The organism is Ligilactobacillus araffinosus DSM 20653 (assembly GCF_001435375.1).
GTDB classification, from domain to species: domain Bacteria; phylum Bacillota; class Bacilli; order Lactobacillales; family Lactobacillaceae; genus Ligilactobacillus; species Ligilactobacillus araffinosus.
This window is the reverse complement of the sequence record NZ_AYYZ01000030.1, coordinates 31,224-55,223: the sequence shown is the minus strand read 5'-3', so window position 1 is coordinate 55,223 and position 24,000 is coordinate 31,224. Positions and strand designations below refer to the sequence as shown.

The 24,000-nt window shown below is 38.8% G+C and carries 26 protein-coding genes and 1 riboswitch; of the genes, 3 read left to right on the top strand and 23 right to left on the bottom strand.

The genetic code is table 11. The features are described from left to right. Window positions 1-19: 19 nt before the first annotated feature. Window positions 20-865, bottom strand: coding sequence for a DUF4097 family beta strand repeat-containing protein (locus FC64_RS06860; RefSeq protein WP_057907175.1), 846 nt, complete (start codon window positions 863-865; stop codon window positions 20-22). A 109-nt stretch (window positions 866-974) separates the two neighbouring features. Here FC64_RS06860 and FC64_RS06855 point away from each other — a divergent pair, with 109 nt between their 5' ends. Both FC64_RS06855 and FC64_RS06850 read left to right on the top strand, forming a co-directional pair. After that, a complete protein-coding gene (locus FC64_RS06855; protein ID WP_057907245.1) occupies window positions 975-1,880 on the top strand; it encodes a proline-specific peptidase family protein in 906 nt (301 codons plus the stop codon). A gap of 273 nt (window positions 1,881-2,153) precedes the next feature. Then, window positions 2,154-3,947 carry a putative polysaccharide biosynthesis protein gene (locus FC64_RS06850; RefSeq protein WP_081035665.1) on the top strand — a complete coding sequence of 598 codons (1,794 nt, stop codon included), beginning with the start codon at window positions 2,154-2,156 and terminating at the stop codon, window positions 3,945-3,947. A 184-nt stretch (window positions 3,948-4,131) separates the two neighbouring features. Here FC64_RS06850 and FC64_RS06845 read toward each other — a convergent pair whose 3' ends face one another. Then, window positions 4,132-5,013, bottom strand: a complete 882-nt coding sequence (locus tag FC64_RS06845; RefSeq protein ID WP_057907174.1) for an ROK family protein — start codon at window positions 5,011-5,013, stop codon at window positions 4,132-4,134. Window positions 5,014-5,170: 157 nt separating this feature from the next. On the opposite strand from FC64_RS06845, the gene FC64_RS06840 reads away from it, so the two are divergent. After that, entirely contained in the window at window positions 5,171-5,560 is a 390-nt protein-coding gene (locus FC64_RS06840) for a VOC family protein (protein WP_057907173.1), read from the top strand. A 34-nt stretch (window positions 5,561-5,594) separates the two neighbouring features. Here the strand turns inward: FC64_RS06840 and FC64_RS06835 are convergent, their stop codons facing one another. From FC64_RS06835 to rsmG, 21 genes are all read right to left on the bottom strand, one after another. After that, on the bottom strand, window positions 5,595-6,350 hold the full coding sequence (locus FC64_RS06835) for a 3-oxoacyl-ACP reductase (protein ID WP_057907172.1): 756 nt from the start codon (window positions 6,348-6,350) through the stop codon (window positions 5,595-5,597). Further along, the gene (locus tag FC64_RS06830) at window positions 6,350-6,574 is read right to left on the bottom strand and encodes a DUF2829 domain-containing protein (RefSeq protein ID WP_057907171.1); all 225 of its coding nucleotides are present in this window, start codon (window positions 6,572-6,574) and stop codon (window positions 6,350-6,352) included. The genes FC64_RS06835 and FC64_RS06830 overlap by 1 nt, the downstream gene beginning before the upstream one ends. A gap of 12 nt (window positions 6,575-6,586) precedes the next feature. Continuing rightward, window positions 6,587-7,081 carry a QueT transporter family protein gene (locus tag FC64_RS06825; protein WP_057907170.1) on the bottom strand — a complete coding sequence of 165 codons (495 nt, stop codon included), beginning with the start codon at window positions 7,079-7,081 and terminating at the stop codon, window positions 6,587-6,589. Window positions 7,082-7,092: 11 nt separating this feature from the next. Then, window positions 7,093-7,137: riboswitch (PreQ1 riboswitch) on the bottom strand. A gap of 56 nt (window positions 7,138-7,193) precedes the next feature. Next, complete coding sequence (locus tag FC64_RS06820; RefSeq protein ID WP_057907169.1) at window positions 7,194-8,051, bottom strand: DegV family protein; 858 nt, start codon at window positions 8,049-8,051, stop codon at window positions 7,194-7,196. Between the two features lie 59 nt (window positions 8,052-8,110). Next, window positions 8,111-8,470, bottom strand: coding sequence for a fluoride efflux transporter FluC (locus FC64_RS06815; RefSeq protein ID WP_057907168.1), 360 nt, complete (start codon window positions 8,468-8,470; stop codon window positions 8,111-8,113). Continuing rightward, entirely contained in the window at window positions 8,470-8,859 is a 390-nt protein-coding gene (locus FC64_RS06810) for a fluoride efflux transporter FluC (protein ID WP_057907167.1), read from the bottom strand. Before FC64_RS06810 ends, FC64_RS06815 begins: the two co-directional genes overlap by 1 nt. A 15-nt stretch (window positions 8,860-8,874) precedes the next feature. Further along, the gene (locus FC64_RS06805; protein ID WP_057907166.1) at window positions 8,875-9,201 is read right to left on the bottom strand and encodes a thioredoxin family protein; all 327 of its coding nucleotides are present in this window, start codon (window positions 9,199-9,201) and stop codon (window positions 8,875-8,877) included. Window positions 9,202-9,295: 94 nt separating this feature from the next. Then, window positions 9,296-10,861 (bottom strand): LPXTG cell wall anchor domain-containing protein, encoded by a 1,566-nt coding sequence (locus tag FC64_RS06800; protein WP_057907165.1) that lies wholly within the window; start codon window positions 10,859-10,861, stop codon window positions 9,296-9,298. Between the two features lie 241 nt (window positions 10,862-11,102). Further along, a complete protein-coding gene (locus FC64_RS06795) occupies window positions 11,103-11,798 on the bottom strand; it encodes a class A sortase (RefSeq protein WP_057907164.1) in 696 nt (231 codons plus the stop codon). A 30-nt stretch (window positions 11,799-11,828) separates the two neighbouring features. Next, a complete protein-coding gene (locus FC64_RS06790; RefSeq protein ID WP_057907163.1) occupies window positions 11,829-14,477 on the bottom strand; it encodes a YfhO family protein in 2,649 nt (882 codons plus the stop codon). 212 nt (window positions 14,478-14,689) lie between these two features. Next, complete coding sequence (locus tag FC64_RS06785; RefSeq protein WP_057907162.1) at window positions 14,690-16,012, bottom strand: C1 family peptidase; 1,323 nt, start codon at window positions 16,010-16,012, stop codon at window positions 14,690-14,692. Between the two features lie 113 nt (window positions 16,013-16,125). Next, window positions 16,126-16,722 (bottom strand): L,D-transpeptidase, encoded by a 597-nt coding sequence (locus FC64_RS06780; protein ID WP_420805063.1) that lies wholly within the window; start codon window positions 16,720-16,722, stop codon window positions 16,126-16,128. A gap of 204 nt (window positions 16,723-16,926) precedes the next feature. Then, the gene (locus FC64_RS06775; protein WP_057907161.1) at window positions 16,927-17,889 is read right to left on the bottom strand and encodes a ribose-phosphate diphosphokinase; all 963 of its coding nucleotides are present in this window, start codon (window positions 17,887-17,889) and stop codon (window positions 16,927-16,929) included. Between the two features lie 162 nt (window positions 17,890-18,051). Beyond that, window positions 18,052-18,252: a helix-turn-helix domain-containing protein gene (locus tag FC64_RS06770; RefSeq protein ID WP_057907160.1), complete on the bottom strand. Its 201-nt coding sequence runs from the start codon at window positions 18,250-18,252 to the stop codon at window positions 18,052-18,054. A 200-nt stretch (window positions 18,253-18,452) separates the two neighbouring features. After that, window positions 18,453-19,172: a DUF1129 family protein gene (locus FC64_RS06765; protein ID WP_057907159.1), complete on the bottom strand. Its 720-nt coding sequence runs from the start codon at window positions 19,170-19,172 to the stop codon at window positions 18,453-18,455. Between the two features lie 37 nt (window positions 19,173-19,209). Continuing rightward, entirely contained in the window at window positions 19,210-20,319 is a 1,110-nt protein-coding gene (ychF, locus tag FC64_RS06760) for a redox-regulated ATPase YchF (RefSeq protein WP_057907158.1), read from the bottom strand. Between the two features lie 14 nt (window positions 20,320-20,333). After that, entirely contained in the window at window positions 20,334-20,522 is a 189-nt protein-coding gene (locus FC64_RS06755) for a DUF951 domain-containing protein (RefSeq protein WP_057827013.1), read from the bottom strand. A gap of 30 nt (window positions 20,523-20,552) precedes the next feature. Continuing rightward, window positions 20,553-21,425 carry a ParB/RepB/Spo0J family partition protein gene (locus FC64_RS06750; protein ID WP_057907157.1) on the bottom strand — a complete coding sequence of 291 codons (873 nt, stop codon included), beginning with the start codon at window positions 21,423-21,425 and terminating at the stop codon, window positions 20,553-20,555. After that, the gene (locus FC64_RS06745; RefSeq protein WP_057907156.1) at window positions 21,415-22,182 is read right to left on the bottom strand and encodes a ParA family protein; all 768 of its coding nucleotides are present in this window, start codon (window positions 22,180-22,182) and stop codon (window positions 21,415-21,417) included. Before FC64_RS06745 ends, FC64_RS06750 begins: the two co-directional genes overlap by 11 nt. 18 nt (window positions 22,183-22,200) lie before the next feature. After that, window positions 22,201-23,079 carry a nucleoid occlusion protein gene (noc, locus tag FC64_RS06740; protein ID WP_057907155.1) on the bottom strand — a complete coding sequence of 293 codons (879 nt, stop codon included), beginning with the start codon at window positions 23,077-23,079 and terminating at the stop codon, window positions 22,201-22,203. Between the two features lie 20 nt (window positions 23,080-23,099). Then, entirely contained in the window at window positions 23,100-23,825 is a 726-nt protein-coding gene (rsmG, locus tag FC64_RS06735) for a 16S rRNA (guanine(527)-N(7))-methyltransferase RsmG (RefSeq protein WP_057907154.1), read from the bottom strand. Window positions 23,826-24,000 lie beyond the last annotated feature (175 nt).

Genomic DNA, 24,000 nt, shown 5'->3' with positions numbered 1-24,000 from the left:
TAAATTACCGCAGGGCGTTTTAATCTTCCGTAATTTCAATTTCTTTATTCACATCTAAGTGGCCTGCACTTGTTAAGAATGAGGCTCCAGCATGCCCGCACTCATGTTGTGGTAATCCTTCAACACTCGCTGGATTCTTAAGATCATTTCCATGGATTGCCGCAATCGTAATCGTTGGAGTTTGAATTTGCCGCAGTGACAAATCACCAATATTGGTTGATAAGTTAAAGTCACCGGTGACCTTAAAGCCACGAACCCGCACATCCCCTTGACCAAGTGTGATTTTAGCATCATTAAAGGTAACATCCCGCATCTTTAACCGGCCTTCAGCAAACGTTGCCGTCATCGAATCACTACTTTGGAATTCATCCAGCAAAATATCACCAGTCCGGTTTTCAATTTTAGTATTTCCGAGCAACGTTTTCTTCATTACTAAGTTTCCGCTTTGAGCTTTTACATGCAAATTATCGATTGTTGAATCGGCAACTGTTAAATCTCCACTTCCAACAATCAGACTAATCGTTGACGTTTTAACGTTATCAATTGCTACGTCACCTTTTGAAACTTCGGCACTTAACTTAAAAAAATCAGTCTGTGGGATTGTAACTTCTAACCGACCTTTACCAACTGAAAGTTTGAAAGCCAATGTCTTTTTCAAAATATGCAAGTTGCTCTTTTCAGTTATCCGTAACGTATGTCCTTCCTGCTTTATTTCAAATCGATCATCGTCTTTTTGTTCACCATAGTAAATGATACCCGCATTCTCTGCTTGCCGGATAACCAAATCAGCTCCGGTCAGATTAATTTCTAATCGGTTAAAGTCTTTCACATCAAAGACATGTGCAAATTGTTTTTTATCAAACACAAATATCACCCTCTCATTGATCATTCCTCTTCTAATATACTATAAGTTTGAGCATTTTCTAAAATTAGTGCTACAATTAAACTAATTTAGAGGAAATTAGGTGAAAAACATGCGTCAAGGAACTCACATTATTACACTTGATAACGGCTATCACATTTGGACTCACACCGAAGGCCAAGGCGACATCAAATTGCTTTGCCTCCACGGCGGCCCTGGCGGTAACCACGAATATTGGGAAAATTTTGGAGAAGAACTTGCTGATCTCGGCGTTGAAGTTACAATGTATGATCAACTTGGTTCATTTTATTCTGACCAACCAGATTATTCAGATCCAAAGATCGCCGAAAAATACCTTACATATAATTACTACCTTGAAGAATTAGAAGAACTCCGGCAAAAGCTCAACTATGATAACTTCTACTTAATTGGCCAATCATGGGGCGGTGCTTTAGCAATGATGTACGCCCTTAAATATGGCCAACACTTAAAGGGCTTGATCATTTCATCAATGGTCGATAACATTGACGAATACCTCGAACACATCAACGCTCTTCGGGAAAAGACATTAACTCCTGAAGCCGTTGCTTACATGAAGGAATGCGAAGCCAAAAATGACCTTGATAACGCTCGCTACCAAGGCTACGTGGACGTTTTGAACCGGGAATACGTTGACCGCAAGCAACCAATGGCAATCCGCCACTTGATTCCAACAATGGCTACTCCGGTATACAACGCATTCCAAGGAAACAATGAATTCGTTGTTACTGGGAAATTAAAGGAATGGGATATTCGCGACCGGATGAAGGACATCACAATGCCAACCTTATTGACATTCGGTGAACACGAAACAATGCCATTGAAGTCCGCTAAACGGATGGCTCGTGATATCCCACACGCCCGGTTAGAAACCACTCCTTACGGTGGTCACCACCACATGATCGATAACGCTCCCGTTTACTTTGCTCACTTAAAACGTTTCTTAAGTGACGTTGAAAACGGAACTTTTAATGATTAGGATGCTAAATTAGTTTTAAGAGGCTGTGACATAAGTCGCAGTCTCTTTGCTATATCAGCGTAATCGGATTCCAAAACAAATAAGTTATAACACGAAGCTAGTGAAGTTCGAAAATCTGTGAATCTTTGCTGACGCGATTCGTTCACTTCTCTACTTCTATCATGCTCGTTTTTGATATTTTATCACACCTTCTCATCTTATAATCACCTTTTAAAATTCAATTCAAAAGTGGTAAACTTGTTATGTTTAATTAGTATTGGAGAGAATTATAATATGAAGAAAAAATTATTATCTGGAAGTTTTTGGATGATGATGGGGAGTATCCTTTCACGGGTCCTCGGAATCATCTATTTAATTCCCTGGTTAATGATGATGGGAAGCCTCGAACAGCGAAATGCTGCTCAAGCAATCTTTAATTCAGCGTATACTCCATACGCCCTTTTTCTGGTTTTAAGTCAATCAGGATTTCCATCTTCGATTGCCCGACAAATTGCAGAATACAATAGCGAAAATAAGTTTCGCAACAGTTTACGGGTCTTCAAGTATGGAATGATCGTAATGATTGGGATGGGTTTGATTTCTGGAATCATTTTCTGGGTCGCCGCTCCTTGGATTGCGGCAACCAGCCCGGTTGTTTCTATTCAAGCGACAACGGTTACGATTCGGTGCTGCGTTCCCGCGTTGGTGATTTTACCGCCAATGAGTTTGATTCGGGGATTCTTCCAAGGAAATCAGGACATGCAACCGTATGGAATTTCTCAATTGTGGGAACAACTTATGCGGGTCATCTTTATCATTGCAACGACGTTTGCGATCATGGAAGTTTTCCATGGAAGTTTTCTAAAGGCTGTTAACTATAGTACATTTGCTGCCTTTGTCGGAGCAGTCTTCAGTTTACTGTACTTAACGTATCACGGATTTAAAAAACGCAATGAATACAAGGAAATGTACGAGCAAAGTCTGCCAGCAGACAATAATCACATTCCTTCAATTTTCAAGGCGATTATTCACGATGCCATTCCGTTCGTTGTTATTGGATCGGCAATCACGATTTTCCAATTTGTCGATCAGATGACTTTCAAAACAATTGCCGTCGGAATGATGGATATGCCGCTAAAAACGGCGCGGGATCTCTTTACTTATTTTTCGGCCAACCCAAATAAAATCACCGCGGTCGTGATTTCATTAACAACGGCTATTTCCGAAACATCTTTGCCACTTTTAGCGCAAAAGCAAAGTCGCAAAGAAACCGGGACCGTTCTTTCGCAAAACATTGAATTAAACTTAGCATGTTTGATTCCAGCATCAATTTTGCTTTCGATTTTAGCCTGGGAAGTCAATGGCATCTTCTTTGATTTTCAAAAAATTGGTGCTCAATTAATGTCGTTTGCATTGATCAACAGTATTATTCTGGCCCTTTTCATGAACTTCTTCACTGCAGTTCAATCAATGGGCTATCAACGCTATGCGATTAAGAAATTCGGTGTCGGGGTAATTTTAAAGTTGGCCTTGCAGACACCTGCAATTTACTTCTTCGGCGCCTTCGGTCCGACATTGGCAACTTCAATTGCCTTTGGCCTGGTTACCTTAGATGTTTACTTAATGTTGCGGCGCAATTATATTCAAAAAGGCCAGTTACGCTACGCTGGTAAAATTCTTAAAATCAACGTTGTCTTATTGGCAATCACATTTGTCATCAACAAGTTAATCAAGATTTTCTTCGTTCCAGAATCAAAGGTCACCGCATTCATTTACTGTGCAGTGCTTGCCGGTGGTTTCGGGCTTGCATACCTTGCAATTTTGAAGAAGACTGGATTGTTAGGAGTAATCTTTGGGACCGCTGAGGAAAATACCTCACCTGCCGAAGATGAAGCCATTCTTCTCGAAACAGCAACTGATTATGAAATTCAAAATGACGACCAACTGGTTGATCAGTCAATTCTGACAGATTCAAGCCACGAACCAAAATCTTCATTAGAAAAACCAATTCCGCCGCGGAAACAAACAAAATCTGCTAAAAAGAAAGTTTCTAGTTGGTGGAATAAACCAAAAGGAAAACACTTTTAGATAAGGAAAAAGAGGTTGTGACCTATGGTCATAACCTCTTTGCTATATCATCATGATCGGATTCCAAAACAAACGAGCATAATGGAAGTTCGAAAACTTTCGAATCTTTGCTTCGTCCGCGATTCGTTCGTGTTTCTGCTTCTATCACGCTCGTTTTTACCATTTTGTCACACTTGGCTTAAAACTATTTATTTGCCTTTTCAGCTTCTTCTTGTGCTAAAAGTAAGCATCCAGTGATTCCGGCATCGTCACCTAATGCACAGTGAACGATGTACTTATTTAAATCAGGCGTCTTCAAATAGCCGTTCATTTGTTTCTTGAATGATTCACGCATCATTGGGAAAAGTTGTTCTTGCTTTGAAACTCCGCCACCAAAGATAATCATTTCGGGTGAAAGAACTACCGTTAAGTCCATGCAGGCTTGAGCAAGATAATATGCTTCAATTTCCCAGTCATGATCATCCTTTGGAATTTCATATGCCTTCACCCCATGGTGCCGAGCTTCAACTGCTGGACCAGCTGTTAATCCTTCAAGGCAGTCCTTGTGATATGGGCAATGGCCTTCGTATTTGTCATCCGGGTGACGCCGCATAATCATGTGCCCCATTTCAGGGTGACCGAAACCTTCAAGCAATTTGCCATTAACGACACCGCCGCCACCAACGCCGGTTCCGACAGTTAAGTAGACGCAACTATCTAAGCCCTTAGCAGCCCCGCGTTTCAATTCACCATATGCAGCAACGTTAACGTCCGTTGTCCATGCATATGGAACATCGAAACGTTTCTTCATTTCGCCAAGAAAATCGTAGTTTGCCCAGCCTTCCTTCGGTGTTGTTGTAATATAACCATATGTATCTGAATTGCGATTAACATCAATTGGGCCAAATGAACCAATTCCAATCGCATCGCATGGGTTTTCTTCAAAGAACTTGAAAACTTCATTCATCGTTTCAGCAGGAATCGTTGTTGGAATCTTAATTCGTTTTAAAACGTTTAAATTTTCATCGCTGACAGCACAAACAAACTTTGTTCCGCCGGCTTCAATTGCACCATATCTTTTTGTCATGTGTTTTCTCCTTATTTATATATTCACGTTTATGATTATAAAACAAAAGCGCTTTAAAATAAACGCTTTCATAATTATTAGTCAACTTTTTAACGAATGAACCTACATTGTGTATAATACTATGTGTTCAAATATTGTTTTAGGAAGGAGCATTCATATGCGTGTTCGACGTCTTGATCATATTGTTTTGACTGTCAGTAATATTCCGCAAGCAACGCGGTTTTATCACGAAGTTTTCGACATGCCCGTCATTGAGGACCAGACTAATGAAAATGTCACTACATTACGGTGCGGTCATCAGTTGATTCGGTTGCAAAAGGCAAACCGACCAACCAATTTAAAAGCTGATCATCCAACGGTCGGTTCCGCAGATTTATGTATCGTTGTTGGTGACAATATTAGCGATGTTGAGAATCATCTTAAAAGTTATTTTGTAAATATCATCGAAGGTCCTGAAAAAAAGGTGGGATCTGAAGGTGAAATGACTTCAATTTACATTACTGATCCAGATAATAACTTAATTGAAATTGCCTCGTATAAAAAATAAAGTGGTTGCCCCTGGGAATTCCAGGCCAACCACTTTATTTTTCTAACCAGCCGCCATCGATTGGGACTGCTGTTCCATGAATATAGTCAGCTCGCGGACTTGCTAAGAACATCGTCAATGCAGCCACTTCTTCTGGCTGAGCCCACCGTTTTGCAGGTGTTTGGTCAGCAACCCATTTGGCCATCTTACCGTCATCTTCTTCAAAGTCCTTTGCATTCATTGGAGTTTCGATTGCTCCGGGAGCGATACAATTTGCTCGAATGCCTTTAGCAGCATAATCATAATCTAATTGCTTTGTATAACCGATAATTCCAAACTTCGCAGCCGTATATGCTGCCCCGCCGCCACCTGCAACCATTCCGGCAATTGATGCCATGTTGACGATTGTTCCATGACCATTTTCAAGCATTTGCGGCAAAATCAAGTTTGTAATTCTGAAAATACTTTTCAAATTCGTATCAAAAACTTTGTTCCACTGATCTTCCGTCGTTTCCAAGGTCGGTGCATAATCGTCAAGAATTCCGGCCGTATTGATCAAAATGTCAATTTGGTTGTTTTCAATAATTGGATTCAGCCAGGCTTCAATTTCTTGCGGATCACTCACATCACATTTCGTAAAGTTAAAGTTCCCGTGATCATTTAATTCATATACCTGACCGCCATTTTGAATATCGGCACCGAAAACTTTCGCTCCGGCATCCAAAAAAGCTTTAGCCTGTTCAAAGCCGATTCCAGATGAAACACCCGTAATAACAACAATTTTCCCTTCAAATTCCGGATATAAATTCATTAGTCGACCAACTTCCAATCTTCAGCTAAAACATCACATGAAGTCGGCATAAATTGCGATAATGCCGGCTTTTCCTTTGTCCGAATCATCAAATATGGATTAATTGATTCACCGTTTAAAGTATCATTGCTAACTACGAAAATGTATTCTTCCGAACCGCCCCATCCTGTTCGAACGGCCTTTTTACCTTTTTTTAATTCTGGTAAGACTTCTTCAAATGTCATTTTAATCCTCCATTACTTTGTTAAATCAATTCGTTTACTTAAAATTCCAAAAATTACTGCACCAATTATCATTGAAATGAATTCACCGATTGCTACGGCCAAGTAGGTTGGCCAAAATGGAAGGTGATTTACAAAATGAAGTTCAAGCGCAACCGTCCACGTCATCAACGTACATACAACCACCGCAATCGCCAGTTTCCTTGCTGTTGATTTGACTCGCCGGCTTAAAAAGTAACTCAAACTTGTCATTACAAAGGTTCCCAGCGAGCCAAAGATAATATCAACAATTCCTAACGGGGAATTAAGGTTGGCAATTGCACATCCAATCGTTAATGCCCAAATATAACGCTTATTGAAAACGGCAAGGTTATTAAAAATTTCAGATAGCCGAATTTGCATTGCACCGTAACTGATTGGCGACAAAACCAAAGTCAATGCAGCGTATAAAGCCGCAACGATTCCGACTTTCGTTAAATTGACTAAAGAACGTTTTTTTTGATTATTCACAGGTATCAAACCTCTTTCTAGTTTTTTTAAGTGGGATTTTCGCGAACCACTCATATTTTAGTATAAAAAAAATCAGAAGTGATGACAAATTCACCATTCCTGATTTAAAAGTTTATCCCCAACTGATGACGATTCCATCTGTTCCAATATGAGCAATCATCGAAAGATTCATTTCAGATAATTTAATTTGAGCAGCCGGAAACGTCCGGTTAATCGCTTTAATCAAACGGGAAATCACTTGATCATTATGTCGGGTTCGAATGGCAGTAATTGTGATTTGAAGTTGGCCAGCCATTTCTTGGTATGCCGGCATGATCATTCGCCGAATCTTCCGTGAAAGTTTGCTATGCTGCATATAAGCATTTTGAACTTCAAGTTGTCCCTGAGCATTAAAGGACATTAACGTCTGCGGTCGAAAAATCGTTTTCTGAATTGGAAAAACGCCATTCCGAACGTATCCGGTTGTTGAAATATGCCGCAGATTCTTTAAAATCATCACAGTCCGATAACTATTTCGAACCTCTTTCAAAATCGGTTCAATTGCATTCCAGTCTTTTCCTTGAGCAACCAGTTTTGCTGCTAATACCGCTAAATTACCTTCTGCAACTCCCATTGAATATGAATCAACCAGATGAATATTGATTTGATCATGGCGTTGTTGGTATGACCGCAGGTTATTTCCTAATCCGCTAATATCATTATCTAGGTGAACCCAGATAACATCTGTATACCCCTTATCAATCAGTTCATTCAAAAATTCATCAATCGCTGTCACTGACACTTGACCGCACATTAAAAACGAATTTTTTTCATGAAGCGTTGCCTTAACCTGTTGTCGATCATAGTCATACTTTTCATAATATCGCTTGCCGTTTAACAATAACGGTAACGACAACGTTTTAATTGCTAATTTATGCTTGATTTGAGGAGCAATAATCGCCGCGCTGTCTGTCAGAATCGCAGTTTTCATTTTTTACCATCCAATTCATTAATCCTTCAATTCTAAACATCACTAACTATCTTACCATATTAACCAATCAAATGCTGACCAAGCATAAGCCCTAAAAATGCAAAGCTGATTCCAACCACATAACTTAATATTCCGTATAACAATGCCATCTTATAGTTACGGTCATCCAACAATGCAAACAATTCCGTATTAAACGTTGAAAAGGTTGTGTAACCGCCTAAAAAACCGGTTCCAAGAATTGCATATGATAATGTCTTGAGCTTGATTCCAACAACGAATCCTAAAACAAGGGCTCCCGAAATATTTAAAAAGAACGTTGCTAATGGAAATAAGCCCTTAACGTATTTTTTGATCAAATTAGTTAAAAAATACCGAACACATGCCCCGATGCTCGCGGCTAAACCTAACATCCAAATCATTAAAATTCACCCTTTTCCTTCTTAACAAGCCGACTTGCTAAAACATAGCCTAGAGTTACACATAAAAAGCCGCCTAGAATACTAATACTTAAATAAACCATCGCATGAATCAAATGATGGGCGTTTACCAGTTTCATGAAATCAACTGTAAATGAAGAAAAAGTTGTAAATGTCCCAATAAAGCCGGTCCCTAAGCCAACATTCAACCATCCAGCAAGCAAGTCGCGCTTAATCACATAATACGTCAAAAAGGCTAGCAAAAAACACCCTGCCAAATTTGCCACGATCGTTCCGCTGCTTTGCCAAACTTTTCCTAAATAATATCTGCTGATTCCGCCGAAAAAGGCAAAGCAAGCAACACTCAAATAGTTTTTTACCTTATCACTCATTTTAAATTCTTCCTTTTAGTTTAGATATTGATCAATTTTTTGACGAAGATAATCTTCAAATGGTTTGAATGGACGGTATCCCGTAATTTTCTCTTTGGCCTGGCCGTCAACAAATAAGATTTGAGTCGGAATATTTTGAATTCCAAATTGTTCTGCAAGTTCTCGGTATTGCCCAACATCAACCTTTGCAAACTTGATTTGATTGCCAAATTGGCCTTCAAGTTGTCTAAGAACCGGATCAAACATCTTACATGGTTGACACCAATCGCCCCAAAAATCAAGCAAAACTAATCCACTCGCTGTTTCGTCAGCAAAGTTTTGATCAGTAATCGTAACTGCCATTTTTCCACTTCCTTGAATCTTATAACATATCCTCTTATTCTACTCTTCTTTCAAAAAGATAAAAAGCCGGGAAATCCCGACCTTTTATCGTATATTATTTATCACTCTTTTTTCTAAAAGGAATCATTGCTCCCAAGCCAGCTAAGATTATGGCTCCAACTGCTGTTAAAATTCCACGTTGTTCACCGGTTGCCGGCAACTTACAGTTATCAGCATTCTCTTTTGAAACATCTGATTGCTTTGCATCTATTTGTCCTCGAAATGCTGATTTGTTTGAATTCTTAGCTGTCGGATCTTCACTTTTAGCCAAGTTCATTGAAGATTCTACATTTTTGTTTCCTGGATCAATAATATTTTTATCTGGGGCAATCGTCTTTTTTGAATTATTTGACTCAATGCTTGAGTTACTTTCAACACTTGAGTCCTTCTTACTGCTTGATGATGAACTTAATTGACTGCTTGTTTTACTTGATGAACTTTCAACATTTGAGTTTTTCTTACTACTTGCTGATGAACTTAAGTGACTGCTTGTTTTACTTGATGAACTTTCAACATTTGAGTTCTTCTTACTACTTGTTGATGAACTTAAGTGACTGCTTGTTTTACTTGATGAACTTTCAATACTTGAGTTCTTCTTACTACTTGTTGATGTACTCAATTGGCTGCTTGTTTTACTTGATGAACTTTCAACATTTGAGTTCTTCTTACTACTTGCTGATGAACTCAATTGACTACTTGTTTTACTTGATGAACTTTCAACACTTGAGTTCTTCTTACTACTTGTTGATGTACTCAATTGGCTGCTTGTTTTACTTGATGAACTTTCAATACTTGAGTTCTTCTTACTGCTTGACGATGAACTCAATTGACTGCTTGTTTTACTTGATGAACTTTCAATACTTGAGTTTTTCTTACTACTTGTTGATGTACTCAATTGACTACTTGTTTTACTTGATGAACTTTCAATACTTGAGTTCTTCTTACTACTTACTGATGAACTCAATTGACTACTTGTTTTACTTGATAAACTTTCAATACTTGAGTTCTTCTTACTACTTGCTGATGAACTCAATTGACTATTTGTTTTACTTGATGAACTTTCCAACGCTGCTTGGGCTTCATTAACTGCTTGTTGAGCGCTTGTAACTGCATTTTTTGCACTATCAAGAGCCGCTTTAGCCGTTTGTTGATCGTTAACTGCAGCTACATATTGTTTATAAGTATTCGAAATCTGCATCTGTAAATTAACAATTTGTTGATACATGTTTTTAGCATCTTCGGTATCTTTATCAGATAATTGATAATATTGATCTTGCAATTGGGCCAATTGATTATCCAAGTCTTGCCATTGTTGACTCAAATTACGTGCTTTTTGAGTTGCATTATCATAATTTGTTTGGGCTGATTGCAAGTTTTGCTGAGCATCCGCAAGTTTTTGCTGAGCAACTTTCAATTGTTCCTGCGGTGTGAGATTTGTATTTGTATTACTTGAATTTGATGAATTATCATTTACTGAACTTTGACTTAAAGATTTTTGTAACGAACTATTGACTGTTTGAATATTTTGAGCTGTGGTCGCATTTACGGCCGATGTAAAATTGCCCACCACAAGCATTCCAACTAAAGTTAACGAACATAAAAAATAATTTTGTTTTTTCAAATTAATCCTCCTTACAACGTGTATTAATATAATTAATCAATATCAAGAATTTAATAACCTGTACTTATCATTTTATCAAAAATCATCCTCTAATATCGTAAGTTTAATTTTTAATAATACTTATTTATATTTTTTTTAAACTTTAAGATCTTTTCTAATTATCAACATCACAAATCTAACTTGGACGTTAAAAAGATGCAAACAAAAAGCTATGGCTGAAACCATAGCTTTTCGTTTATTTTTATTTATCAAATACTTTCAACGTATTCTTATCAGCCTTTTGAACTTGTTGTAATTCACCGCGAACAATAATCCGGGTCTTAACTCCAGGGGTTCCTGATGAGCAGGTTACCAATGTTAATAATTTTTGTCCTGGGACATCATTTAACCATTGAACCTGATCTTCATTAACGATCTTCTTCAATGTAACTTTGTAAGTATAAACGTTCTTTCCATCTGTCAAATATACCTTGGCGCCCACACCAATATTTGCTAATGGTCCAAACAAAATATTGTTATCTTCCATGTGGTGACCAGCAAGGCAATAGTTTCCTTCTTCACCCATCGTTTCATTTTGTTTCATCGTTCCAGCACCACGCATCAAATTATTTTGAGCTAAGCCATAGAACACCGGCAAATGAATGCCGACATCTGGAATTGCGATTTTTCCAATTGAGCCCGCTGTATTTGATGTTGCGGCCTTAGCAACATCTTTCGTGTCAACTGGGCGAACAGCATCATAGTCGAATTGCCCCTTCTTTGGTTTTGAACTACTAATCGGCTTGTTCAATGCAGTCGTTGAAATATGATTAACAACAAATGATTTGATTTGCTCATTAAAAATCAATGCTAAACCGCATAATACTAATAAAACAACTAAAATACTTACAAGGATTTTTCTTACTTTCCCATGTTTTTTACTTCTTGATTCTGCCATCTTGAATTACCCCTTCCATTTTTACACTTACTATTTTGTGGTCTCAGATTCTGATTGCCGAACCGTTGAATTTTCTTTCCTCTTCAAAACAATCAAAATCCCAATGCTTACAACGGATACGATTGCCCCAAGGAATAAATATGGTGTCCGGTACGTGAATGTTACTCGGTGCTTTCCTGCACTAACAGGAACCGCTAAGAATTCATCAAGCGCCTTCTTCGGTTTGACCGTCTTGCCATCAACTTTAACGTGCCAACCAGTTTGAGCTGGGATAGTTGTCATGATCAATTCATGTTTTGGAACATCGATTATCCCGCTGATCTTCGTATTACTAAAGTGATCAAGCTTCAACGGGTGTTCATTCAAATCATTCATCAATGACTTGTACTTACTCATATCAAGATGATATAAACCAAAGCTATCAAGTTGTAAACTATTATTGGTCAACGTCATCGTCAAGGTTTGCTTTTGATTCTTTTGGTCACCAGCTGTAATGTTCAGAATCATTGGTGAGTTAAAATCGCCGGTTTGAATCAACTGTTGATCACCAATCGTGAATGAACAGTTCAAGTTACCGTTATTAGCAAATGCTGGTCCAATCGTTAAGTAGTACGGATCATTGGTCTTTGGTGTAAACGGCATTTGAATCATTGCATCCTGATTACCTTCAACCTTGGTATACGTATTATTTCCTTCGTCTTTCAAGTTGCTGTAAACAACGCTTAAGTTTTTATATGACTTAAAGAGTTTCAATTTCTTGTTACCTGCTAATCCAGCCGCGATCATATTTTGATTTTGAATTGGTTGGGCAGATTGCAACTTAACATTCAAAATATCCGGACTTGCAGCAAACCCTATCGGCAAGACATACGGGTTCTTGTAAATGTTGATCGTATTCGTTCCGTTAACCAGATTATCATTTCCTAAATCAAGCCGCGTTGAATATGGTGATAAGATGCTTGTATCAGATGTCTGATTCAACATGTACTTAATTCCAAGGAATGAATCTGAGAACAATGTTCCGTTACTATAACCCGTGTAGTTATCGCCAGATGAATCCCCAATTTCATTCATAAAGTTTGAAGTCTTCGGATCCATCATTGAATTAAATTCATCGGTTCCGTAGAAATCGCATTGCATTGGATCATCCTTTGAACGTTCAAATGTTTTACCAATCCGATAAAATTCGTTCTTTCCTGGCCGAATTCCATCAAGCGCAGTATTTAAGTTTGAAATAAAGCCGGCAAAATCACTTTGTTTGACGTAGTCGATTGGATTCAAACTCAAAGCAACGTTTGCCCCCATTTCAACAGTTGTTAATGTCAACAATGCAAGCTTAACCCATTTCTTCATTGGAACTGAGAACAATACTAAGAAGCCAACGATGATCACACTGCTGATCACGATGTTAGTGCTTTTTAAGAAGCCAAACTTCTTAATGTTGTAGAAGCTGTATTCAACGATTCCCCCTAGAACAATAACACTGAGCATCAACTGCAATCGGGACAGCCGGGTAACCTTCAATAATCCGCGCGCCGCAATCAAAATCATCCAGAAGCAGACAATGTATGAAAACCGGTATGGGTACCATACTGGGAATTGCATTGCATGCCAGAACAAATCAAGGGGTTGATAGCAAAGCGAAACAACAAAGAATGCACTCACAACGATTGTTGCGATTTTTTCTTTCAGTTTGATTTCCTTGCATGTGAAGTAGCAGATAAATCCAATTAAAACCAAAGTCCCGACAAAGATATTCGGCGTTCCCTTTGGCATTTGGTCAAAGTTAAATCCACCAACCAAGAACTTTGGTAAGATCTTCCATGGTGAGTAATCAAATTTCCATTGGAACGACTTCGTATTGTATTGTGCCTTTGTCTGCATGATGTTAAAGAACGTTGGTAATAAGACAACGGCTGCCATTCCAGCACCGAGAAGCGACCGACCAATAAAGCTGCCAATCGTCTTCCATTTTTCTTGAAGCTTTTCACTGTTACGGACATATGTCCATGCAAAGTATAAAACGGCAAAGATGCAGATCATATAACCCATATAATAGTTTGTAATTAGAATAATTGCTAAAAATACCGGATAGACCCACATACTCTTCCGTTCAATCAGATTTTCAATTCCAATGATCATTATTGGCAAGAAAACCAATGCATCCAACCACATAATGTTTAAAATATTTGCAACCACAAAACCATTTAAGGCATATGCAATTGAAAATGCTGGAATTAGAAATCCTTTTTGCCACTTTTCCTTAAGAAGCAGCTTGCTGAATGCCCATCCACTGCATCCAACTTTCAAAACGGTAATCAATAGAATTCCAAATGTGATCCATTTTCCAGGCGTAAAAAGCAATACTAAGTTAAACGGACTAAACAGATAGTATGCCCACGTTCCCCACATGCTGCCCCCAATCGCATTTTGGAATGAATAGAAAAATTGACTGAAGTGATGCAGTAATGTATTCCGATAAAACGAATAAAAATCAACATACTGCTGTCCCAAATCAACCGTCAAAATTGACGAATTTCCAAACGGGAACATTTTCCGATAAGCAAAATACCCCAATAAAATTAAAATTGGCAATGCAAATGAAAGCAATTGCAACAAGCGAGTATTTTGGCTTGAATCTGAAATTTTACGCGAGGATTTCTTTTCTCTTTTTCTCACGTTTAAACTCACCCCATAATAGTTATTTATTTGATAAAATTCTTTATTTTTTAACTCTATCACTCATTTAATGATTGTACCATAGATTAAAGATTTTCTATTATTCCTCGTTAGGAATCTTAAAAAAATAATATTTGTTTAACGAAAAATTCTTACTCTTACAGTTTAAAAAAGGAAGGTTACGGCAAATTGCCGCAACCTTCCTTTTCAAACTATCTCAATGAATCCCATGCCGGCAAATCAATCTTTGCTTGCTGGTTGATCTGTTTAGCATGCTCTGAAATGTATTTTTGGTTAATAATGACTTCATAAACGTATTTGTCGAACCATTCATCTGACATTACAAAGTATCCTTGGTCACCGATCTTACTCCCCCACGAATTTTCAACTTTCCACTTGGTTGGTTTGCCATCTACAACGTCAACCCCTGTAAACGTCATTGCATGTGATACCTCACCGTTTCGTGACATCAGCCGTTCTTTCTTGCTTAATTCAAGGTCAATATTAAATAATTCACCCTGTTTGAAGAACTCAGATGAAAGGTATCCTTTTTGGCGATCAAGATCTTGTAAAACGTCACAGCCAAACCAGACCGTCTCTCCATTTTTCAATGATTCGATGACTGCATCCTTTAGTTCTTGTGTGCCCACATTCAAGAATTCAATGTGCTTGCCATCGTAAATGTAGTCTTGACTAGGTAAACCAAACTTTTGATCCATTTCATGATCCGGCGCATCCAATAAGCAAACATAGTTATCAAAATTCCGTTTACAGTATTTTTCAAAGAAACTCTTAGGGGTCAAATCCTGATCAATGTGATATTTTTTATCTTGATCACGATATTCAAAATCAAATTTAACTGGCGGTTGACCAAAAGCATAAACAAGCATCCGGTAAATATCGCTCAGTGATTCTTTCTTATATGCCCGTAATTCTTCATCCAATTTTCCAGCCGCCTTCATTTCACGAAGGTGCATTGCATCCTTACTGAGTTTCAAATTCAATGATGAGTTTAAATCACTTGTTTGATCACTTGCAAAAGTTTCCGGCATAACACTTTGCGGAACAACTCCGTATTTATTGATCAAAGCCGCTGCGTTCGCCCATTGACCGCCATCATTATCATTCCAATTCAAAACATCGAGGAGTTCCCGGTCATCATTTGGGCGATCAGCCAACCGAATCACTTCTTCAAGATAGTGATTGGCCTTTTCCAACCGATCAAAAAATGAATTATAGTTTTGTGAGAATTGAAAATCCTTGACATGGTATTCTTTTTCAAATTCATGGCGCATGGTATTCAACGTTGCGAATAACCAGCAGCGCCCACTCTTTTTTTGAGCAGTTACTTCTCCAGTTTCAACTTCAATTGAAAATACCCGATTCAAATCGCGTTTAGCTGCGTAGTTGCGGCTAGTTGCAATTACGCCATTTTCTTGAACCGCGCGGCCGAGTACCGCTGATGCGGGCGTGTGTTCATAATCTTGATTAAACTTTTGCAGATCTTGGTATGTAATGTCCTGTTCCGTTGTCATTGCGATCCTTCTTTCATCAAAAACTAATTTTAATTTAATTGTATTTTAACACAAGCATTCAAAATATCAACTCGTCAAAATAAAAAAAGTTGAGCTCCTCCGTCTCAACTTTTCTAATCATTTTGAACAACAACCTTTGTTCCAACCTTTAAATTTTGCATCATCCATTTAGCATCTGGAATTGATAGCCGAATACATCCGTGCGAAGCCGGTTGTTTTCCAAGTTTTTCAGCTTCTGGAACATTGTAACTTCCATCTTTTTTCGTTGGAACCGTATGGAAAAGATAAACTCCGTTATCCTTCCATGAAACCCAGTAATTTGCTCCTTCATTTAACGAACTATTGAAGAAACTTTGACCCCTTTCCGGCTGAATTTGATATGTTCCCGTTGGTGTATCACTGACCATTTTTCCAGTATTCGAATCTTTATGGAAAAGACCACCGCTACAATACATCGTGTAAATTACTTTATTGCCCGACATCAAATACGTTCGGTTCTTTAATAATGCAACCTTAACCCAAAAATCTTTAATATTATTCAGATTGGGATATGGAACCGTTTCTGAAGATTCTTTCCAATTGATCGGCGTTCGCATTACTGATTTAGCAGCCCGCTTTTTTACGGCTGCGGTTTTTTCTTTCGCCATTTTAGCAGCCTGCGCTTTGGCCTGGTGTTCAATCACGATTTGATGATGCTCAGCAACATGCATACAGTGATGGTAGCCCAAGATTCCCAGAAGCGCCATTATTAAAATTAAAATATCAATTTTTCGAAATTTAATGTTTGCCAGTTTCTCCTGTCGCCGGCGTTTGATCGATTCGCTTCGTTTTTCCATGCTTTCTTTTTATCTCCAATAGACACAAAGGGTTGAACAGCAATGTAAAACTTTCGCTTTTTCCGTTCAACCCATTTTTTAAATATTATCGTTTTTGTTAAATAATGAATCAACTGATTGATTGTGGTAAATCAATGAAATTGCCTTCGCAAAAATCGGCGCAACTGATAAGATTTTTAATTGTTCAAATTTCTTTTCTTCAGGCACTTGAATCGTATCAGTCACAACAACTTCTTTAAGAGCTGCATTTTTCAATTCACTAACCGCATTGCCAGAGAAAATTGCATGGGTCGCACAGCCGTATACATCCGTTGCACCGGCTTGCTTTAAGACAGCAGCAGCGTCCGCCATTTTAGCTCCTGTATCAATCATATCATCAAAGATAATGCATTGATGACCTTTGACGTCGCCGATCACATCCGTATTTTTGTCAACCCGCTTCGAATCCCGTTTATCAACAATCGCAATTGGCGCTTTCAAACATTCTGCTAAGTTCCGGGCTAACTTCACACTGCTATGATCTGGAGCAACAACTACTACATCCTTATCAAGCCCGTTCTTTTTGAAGTAGTCAGCTTGACTATAAATTGCCAAAAGATGATCAACCGGAATATTGAAAAATCCTTGTAATTGTCCAGCATGTAAATCAAGGGTAACCACCCGATCTGCACCGGCCATCGTCAAGAAGTTAGCAATTAACTTTGCTGTAATCGGTTCCCGTGGCCGTGTTTTCCGATCAGCCCGGGCATAGCCGTAATACGGGATTACACAGTTAATCGTTCCGGCACTTGCCCGCCGTAATGCATCGATCATTACCATTAATTCCATAAAGTTTTCATTAACTGGATCTGAAATTGATTGAATAACAAAAACATCGCATCCGCGAACACTTGTATCGATATTGATTTGAATTTCACCATCGCTGAAATGATGAACAGTTGTATCGCTTAACTCAACTCCAAGATCATCGGCAATTTTTTGAGCCAATTCAAGATTCGAATTTAAGGCAAAAAGTTTAATTCCGGCATTATCTTGATTCATTTATGTCTTTCCTCCAGCATTCAACAATCATTATATCCTTTCTTAATTCTATGGTATTTCAGACGTTTGTCAAGAACGCTTAGATGACGAAACCATGACAATGCGGTTAAAAATAGGAGATTGCCCATGCGTGCAACCTCCTTAATCAGTTTTATCAAGTTCTTACATTGCATGATTTAACAGTTGGTCAACTGAAATATGATATAAATCACTTAAATACACCAAACTTTCCAAATCCGGGTAGCTGACATCACGTTCCCAGTTTGAAACGGTTTGCCGTGAAACGTGCAAAATGTCGGCAACCTCTTTCTGGGTAAAGTGATAACTTTCGCGTTCTTCTTCTAAGTTCTTTCCAAGTTCCATAAAATACTCCTCCATTCTTTCATTAAAATTTAATCTTGAACTCCTTAATAAAACTATCTTCCCCTTTAGTTTTAATTCTAACACACCTCGATTAATTAAAAAAATCTAATCAAGGTGTGTTAGCGCAAAAAATTTCTGTACCAATTTTGATGATAATATTCAAAAAGAGGTTACGACATCAATCGTAACCTCTTTGAATCCTAGAATGAACGAATATTTAATTTCTTCTTTAACAGATAGCGCACACCAAAACCAATAAGTGCAAACAAAATATCAGCAAGCGGTGTAAACGCCGGATTAATCTGCGGTGGAATCTTGGCAATCAATGCAAAGGCAGCGAACCATACGATCAATAAGCCTAAGAAAACACCAATTGCTCGTAAGATCCGGTGCTTTGCTTGGCGGTTATTCATTACCTTGTAGAATCCTGCTAATCCTAAGCCGGCAATTACAGAAGTCGAAACAATCGTCAACCAGCCAGCATCTGCGGTTTGATGTTTTGAGAACAAGCCTAAAATCCCGTACATTGCACAGAACATAACGAACATTAATAATCCGTTATCTAAAGCTGATTCCCAAAACTTCGGCGGTTTGTTTTCTAACTCCCGCTTTGGTCCGTTGATAATATCATCCGCTTTTTTAACAGCTGGACCATATAACTTCGCAGCTGTATAGCCTTGTTTTTGTTTAACCTTTAATTCTTTATAAACTTCATTTAAAGCAGTTGCTTTCTTTTCAGGATCATACCCTTGAGCGTTCAACGCCCGGTTTAACTTGATCATGTACTCTGCATTCCGTTTAGTTAGATCCGCAAATTGCTTGTTGATCTCGATCATTTTTTCTTGGCGTTCTTTTTCACGGGTTTCTGCCTGATGTTGAGCTGCTTTTTGATTTTTTTGCCGAATATCTTCGTCTGCCACAACGGTTCCTCCTTTAATTGACTTTTAAAATCTTATTTTAGACATTGAATCGGAATTCAATGATATCGCCATCTTGAACCACATAGTCTTTTCCTTCAAGCCGCATTTTCCCAGCCTCTTTAACGGCTTGCATGCTGCCATACTTATCAAGGTCATCAAATGAAACAGTTTCGGCGCGAATAAAGCCCCGTTCAAAGTCTGAGTGAATGATTCCGGCAACTTGCGGCGCTTTCATTCCGTGTCTGAATGTCCAAGCCCGGGTTTCTTTTCCACCAGCCGTAAAGAAGGTTTCAAGGCCTAACAATTTGTATGAGGCCCGAATCAACCGGTTCAAACCAGGTTCTTCAACACCTTCCATTTCAAGAAATTCTTTTTTTTCATCGTCATCCATTTCGGCAATTTCTTCTTCCGTTCCGGCAGCGACCCCAATAACTTCTGAACCAGGATCATTTTCAGCTAAGAATTTCTTGATTTCAGGCATGTACTTATTTCCGTCTGGATCAGCCATGTCTTCTTCACCAATGTTCGCAACGTAAAGAACCGGCTTGGAAGTTAATAAGAATAAGCCCTTAACGATTTTCTTTTCATCATCATTAAATTCAATCGAACGAACTGGCTTGCCATCTTCAAGAACAGGCTTAATCTTTTGTAAAACAGCAAATTCAGCTTGGGCATCCTTATCACGACCAGTTTTAGCAACCTTTTCAACCCGTGTATAACGTTTATTGATCGATTCAAGGTCAGCTAATACCAATTCAAGGTTGATCGTGTTAATATCATCGATTGGATCAACTTTTCCTGAAACGTGAGTAATATTGTCATCATCAAAAGCCCGCACAACGTGAACGATTGCATCGCATTGACGAATGTTTTCAAGGAATTTGTTTCCTAATCCTTCACCCTTGCTGGCTCCCTTAACGATTCCCGCAATATCTGTAAATTCAAAGGTTGTATGGACGATTTTCTTAGCAGGAATGATCTCATCAATCCGGGCTAACCTTTTATCAGGGACTTCAACCATTCCTACGTTCGGGTCAATTGTTGCAAACGGGTAATTTGCCATTTCTGCTCCTGCTTTTGTAATTGCGTTAAATAACGTTGACTTTCCAACATTTGGCAAGCCGACAATTCCAGCTGTTAATGCCATTTCATTCACTCTTTCTAATTAGCTTTTTCTAAAATTTTCTTCATTTTACGCTCAAATTCGCGCCGAGGAAGCATTACGATATGTCCGCACCCCGTACATTCGATCTTGATATCCATTCCCATCCGAATGATTTTCCAGCGGTTTGTTCCGCACGGATGAGCCTTTTTCATTTCAACAATGTCGTTTAAATCATAATCTTTCATTAAAAGCTCGCCTCATAAATCAATTCATGATTACAACTCAATGTTTAAAACATCCAAGATTCGATTGAAATCTTCCGTTGACAAATAGGTGATCTCAATTTTACCTTTGCCGGTCTTTTCGTTGGCTTTGATTGCAACCTTTGTCCCAAACTTTTCTTGAAGCCGGTCTTGACTTTGAAGAAGGTATGGTGAAAGTTTCTTTTTCCGGTCTTTTTTGACTTTCTTTTTACCATTCATATCAGTGACGATTTGTTCTAACTGGCGAACCGTGTAATTTTCCTTAATCGTCTTCTTTGCAAGGTCAACCAACTTATCCTTGTCCTTCAAGGCCAATAATGTCCGGGCCTGTCCCATTGACAACTTACCATCTTGAACAAACGATTTAACTTCGCGCGGTAGATCCAAAAGACGCAAGTAATTTGCAATATACGGGCGTGACTTGCCTAACCGTTCAGACAACTCTGACTGGGTAATTTTCAAGTTCTTCATTAATGTGCTGTAAGCTTCGGCCTCTTCAAGCGGATTTAAATCTTCCCGTTGCAGGTTTTCAAGGACTGCAACTTCCATCATTTGTTCATCGTCAATCGCGCGGACAATTGCCGGAATTGAATCTTTTCCAGCCAGTTTTGAAGCCCGAAAACGGCGTTCACCGGCAATGATCTCGTACCCCATCACACTGGACTTCCGCACAATGATCGGTTGGAAAACCCCATTTTTTCGAATTGAATCTGATAAATCTTTTAAATTGTCTTCATCAAAGTTTTTCCGTGGTTGATAAGGATTCGGACGAATCTCATCAAGTTGAAGTTCTTCAACCTTCTCATCTGCTTCTTTTTCTTCGTCAAAATCTGCAAATAAAGCATTGATTCCGCGGCCAAGTCCTTTTTTATTTTTACTTGTCATGAGCTGCTAAGACCTCCTTTGCTAACGCCATGTATTCTTTTGCTCCCCGTGATGACGGGTCATAGTCAATGATTGACATTCCATGACTTGGAGCTTCTGAAAGCCGGACATTGCGCGGAATAATTGTTCGGTAGACCTTGTCTTTAAAGAAACGTTTAACTTCTTCAACGACTTCATTTCCAAGGTTGGTCCGGGCATCCAGCATCGTCAATAAAACCCCTTCGATCTTCAAATTTGGATTGAAGTGCTTTTGCACAAGTTGAATCGTATTTAATAACTGACTCAATCCTTCCAAAGCATAGTATTCGCTTTGAACCGGAATTAAAATTGTATCACACGCCGTAAACGCGTTGATCGTTAGCATTCCGAGTGAAGGTGGGCAATCAATCAAAATGTAATCATAGCTGTCCCGAATCGGCACGACCGCATCAGCTAACCGTTTTTCCCGTGCCATCTGGGATGTTAATTCAATTTCAGCACCTGATAATTGAATCGTTGCCGGAACGATATCAAGGTTCTTCCGACTTGTGTGAATGATCACGTCCGTCATTGGAACTTCATTTACCAGAACATCATAAACATCAGCTTTAATATCCGCTTTCCGAATTCCAAGTCCGCTCGTTGCGTTTCCTTGAGCATCAGCATCGATCAGTAATACTTTCTGGCCTAATTTTGCTAAACAAGCACCAAGGTTAATACTCGTTGTAGTTTTACCAACCCCGCCTTTTTGATTGGCAAGTGCAATTACGCGTCCCATCTAATCCACTCTCCTTCACTATTTTTGTTCATTTTTATTTTTTAATGGAATTTCGATTACAATTTTTTGAACGTCATCAGTGGTCTCTTCTTCAACTTGAACGGCGATTCCCGTTTCGCGAACCATCTTGATCGACTGTTTGATCGTATTGACTGCCAGCCGGACATCCTTAGAAATCCCTTTAATTTGAGGCCGTTTTTTCGGTTTCATTCGAGGAACAACGATTCGGTTGACTTTCTTTTCAGTTTCCTTAACTGAAAGATGATTGTTCACAATGTCTTTTAAGACCTTGGCCTGCTGTTCGTTATCTAATCGAACCAACGCCCGCCCATGCCGTTCTGAAATTTTACGGTTTAAGATTGCTTGCTGAACTGGCCGGCTTAGTTTCAATAACCGCAATTTATTGGCAATAAACGATTGGCTTTTCCCGAGTTCTTCAGCTAACTGCGCCTGCGTTAAATGGTTCAAATCAAGTAACCGTTGGTACGCTTCGGCCTCTTCGATCGAGGTTAACTCTTCGCGTTGCAAGTTTTCAATCACTGCCATTGAAGCCGCTTCGGTATCTGACATTGTTCGAACAATTGCCGGAACTTTTTCCCATTTTAACGTTTGAATTGCGCGAAAACGCCGTTCACCAGCAATGATTTCATATTTTCCGGGTTCATATTCACGCAAAATAATCGGCTGTAATAGGCCGTGATCTTTGATCGTGTCCGCTAATTCATCAATCTTTTCCTGAGCAAAAATTTGCCGCGGTTGAAAGCGGTTCGGAATGATTTGATTAATCGCAATTTCTTCAACCTGGTCTTCTGGACGCGGCTGCGGTTCAATATCCGGAGTTGCGGTTTCAGCATTCTTTTCTTTCTTTTTATCCTTACCCCAAAATAAAAATGCCATAATTTTCCTCCTTTGATTGTTTAAACAATCGGATTCCGTGCAGGAGTACCCGCCTTGCGCGGATATTGCTTTGGCGTTGACTTAACCTTTTCAACGATTAATAAGTGACGTTCATCATGTGTAACTGGTAATTTGGTTGCAATATCTTGCTTAAGTCGACCGCCAAGAACCTGAATCGCGTTTTGAGCAGCTGCTAATTCTTGATCAGCTTTTTGGGCTTTAAGCGCAATAAATTGGCCTCCAACTTTGACCAGTGGTAGACACAATTCTGTTAAAACGGACATGCGAGCAACCGCTCGGGCGGTCACAAAATCATAGTCTTCACGATGCTTACTCTTCTTGCCAGCGAATTCTTCTGCCCGGGCATGACATAACTCAACATTATCAAGTTCCAACCGGGTGGTTAACTCTTGGAGAAACTTAATTCGTTTATTTAATGAATCAACGATCGTCACTTTTAATTGCGGAAAAGCAATCTTCATTGGAATTGACGGAAATCCAGCACCGGCACCAACATCACAAAGCGAAACCGCTTCTGTTTGAAGAGATGGAACTTCAATTCCTAAAATCAATGAATCATAGAAGTGTTTCAAATAAACTTCTTTTTTTTCGGTAATTGCTGTTAAATTTACAACTTTATTAGTTTCAACAAGAAGCTTGTAGTAATCTTCAAATTGTTCCATTTGCTTATCGGAAAGCACAATTCCACGAAGTGCAAGTTCCCGTTTAAATTCTTCTGGTGTCATCGGATTTCCTTTCTCTGTTCTTCGTGAAACACTTAATTTTTCAATGTTTCACACTACTGATAAGTTTAATTTATTTACTCATTAAAAGCAAGGTGAATTCCGAAACTGACTGTTTTCTTTGAGAATTTTTATTCATTTTGTTTTACGTTATACTTAAATGGTAGAAATTTATCAA

Excerpts from the sequence above, each read along its gene's own strand:
- FC64_RS06855 (WP_057907245.1), top strand. The coding sequence starts at position 975 with ATGCGTCAAGGAACTCACATTATTACACTTGATAACGGCTATCACATT.
- FC64_RS06850 (WP_081035665.1), top strand. The coding sequence starts at position 2,154 with ATGAAGAAAAAATTATTATCTGGAAGTTTTTGGATGATGATGGGGAGT.
- FC64_RS06845 (WP_057907174.1), bottom strand. The coding sequence starts at position 5,013 with ATGACAAAAAGATATGGTGCAATTGAAGCCGGCGGAACAAAGTTTGTT.
- FC64_RS06840 (WP_057907173.1), top strand. The coding sequence starts at position 5,171 with ATGCGTGTTCGACGTCTTGATCATATTGTTTTGACTGTCAGTAATATT.
- FC64_RS06835 (WP_057907172.1), bottom strand. The coding sequence starts at position 6,350 with ATGAATTTATATCCGGAATTTGAAGGGAAAATTGTTGTTATTACGGGT.
- FC64_RS06830 (WP_057907171.1), bottom strand. The coding sequence starts at position 6,574 with ATGACATTTGAAGAAGTCTTACCAGAATTAAAAAAAGGTAAAAAGGCC.
- FC64_RS06820 (WP_057907169.1), bottom strand. The coding sequence starts at position 8,051 with ATGAAAACTGCGATTCTGACAGACAGCGCGGCGATTATTGCTCCTCAA.
- FC64_RS06815 (WP_057907168.1), bottom strand. The coding sequence starts at position 8,470 with ATGATTTGGATGTTAGGTTTAGCCGCGAGCATCGGGGCATGTGTTCGG.
- FC64_RS06810 (WP_057907167.1), bottom strand. The coding sequence starts at position 8,859 with ATGAGTGATAAGGTAAAAAACTATTTGAGTGTTGCTTGCTTTGCCTTT.
- FC64_RS06805 (WP_057907166.1), bottom strand. The coding sequence starts at position 9,201 with ATGGCAGTTACGATTACTGATCAAAACTTTGCTGACGAAACAGCGAGT.
- FC64_RS06795 (WP_057907164.1), bottom strand. The coding sequence starts at position 11,798 with ATGGCAGAATCAAGAAGTAAAAAACATGGGAAAGTAAGAAAAATCCTT.
- FC64_RS06785 (WP_057907162.1), bottom strand. The coding sequence starts at position 16,012 with ATGACAACGGAACAGGACATTACATACCAAGATCTGCAAAAGTTTAAT.
- FC64_RS06780 (WP_420805063.1), bottom strand. The coding sequence starts at position 16,722 with ATGCATGTTGCTGAGCATCATCAAATCGTGATTGAACACCAGGCCAAA.
- FC64_RS06775 (WP_057907161.1), bottom strand. The coding sequence starts at position 17,889 with ATGAATCAAGATAATGCCGGAATTAAACTTTTTGCCTTAAATTCGAAT.
- FC64_RS06770 (WP_057907160.1), bottom strand. The coding sequence starts at position 18,252 with ATGGAACTTGGAAAGAACTTAGAAGAAGAACGCGAAAGTTATCACTTT.
- ychF (WP_057907158.1), bottom strand. The coding sequence starts at position 20,319 with ATGGCATTAACAGCTGGAATTGTCGGCTTGCCAAATGTTGGAAAGTCA.
- FC64_RS06755 (WP_057827013.1), bottom strand. The coding sequence starts at position 20,522 with ATGAAAGATTATGATTTAAACGACATTGTTGAAATGAAAAAGGCTCAT.
- FC64_RS06750 (WP_057907157.1), bottom strand. The coding sequence starts at position 21,425 with ATGACAAGTAAAAATAAAAAAGGACTTGGCCGCGGAATCAATGCTTTA.
- FC64_RS06745 (WP_057907156.1), bottom strand. The coding sequence starts at position 22,182 with ATGGGACGCGTAATTGCACTTGCCAATCAAAAAGGCGGGGTTGGTAAA.
- noc (WP_057907155.1), bottom strand. The coding sequence starts at position 23,079 with ATGGCATTTTTATTTTGGGGTAAGGATAAAAAGAAAGAAAAGAATGCT.
- rsmG (WP_057907154.1), bottom strand. The coding sequence starts at position 23,825 with ATGACACCAGAAGAATTTAAACGGGAACTTGCACTTCGTGGAATTGTG.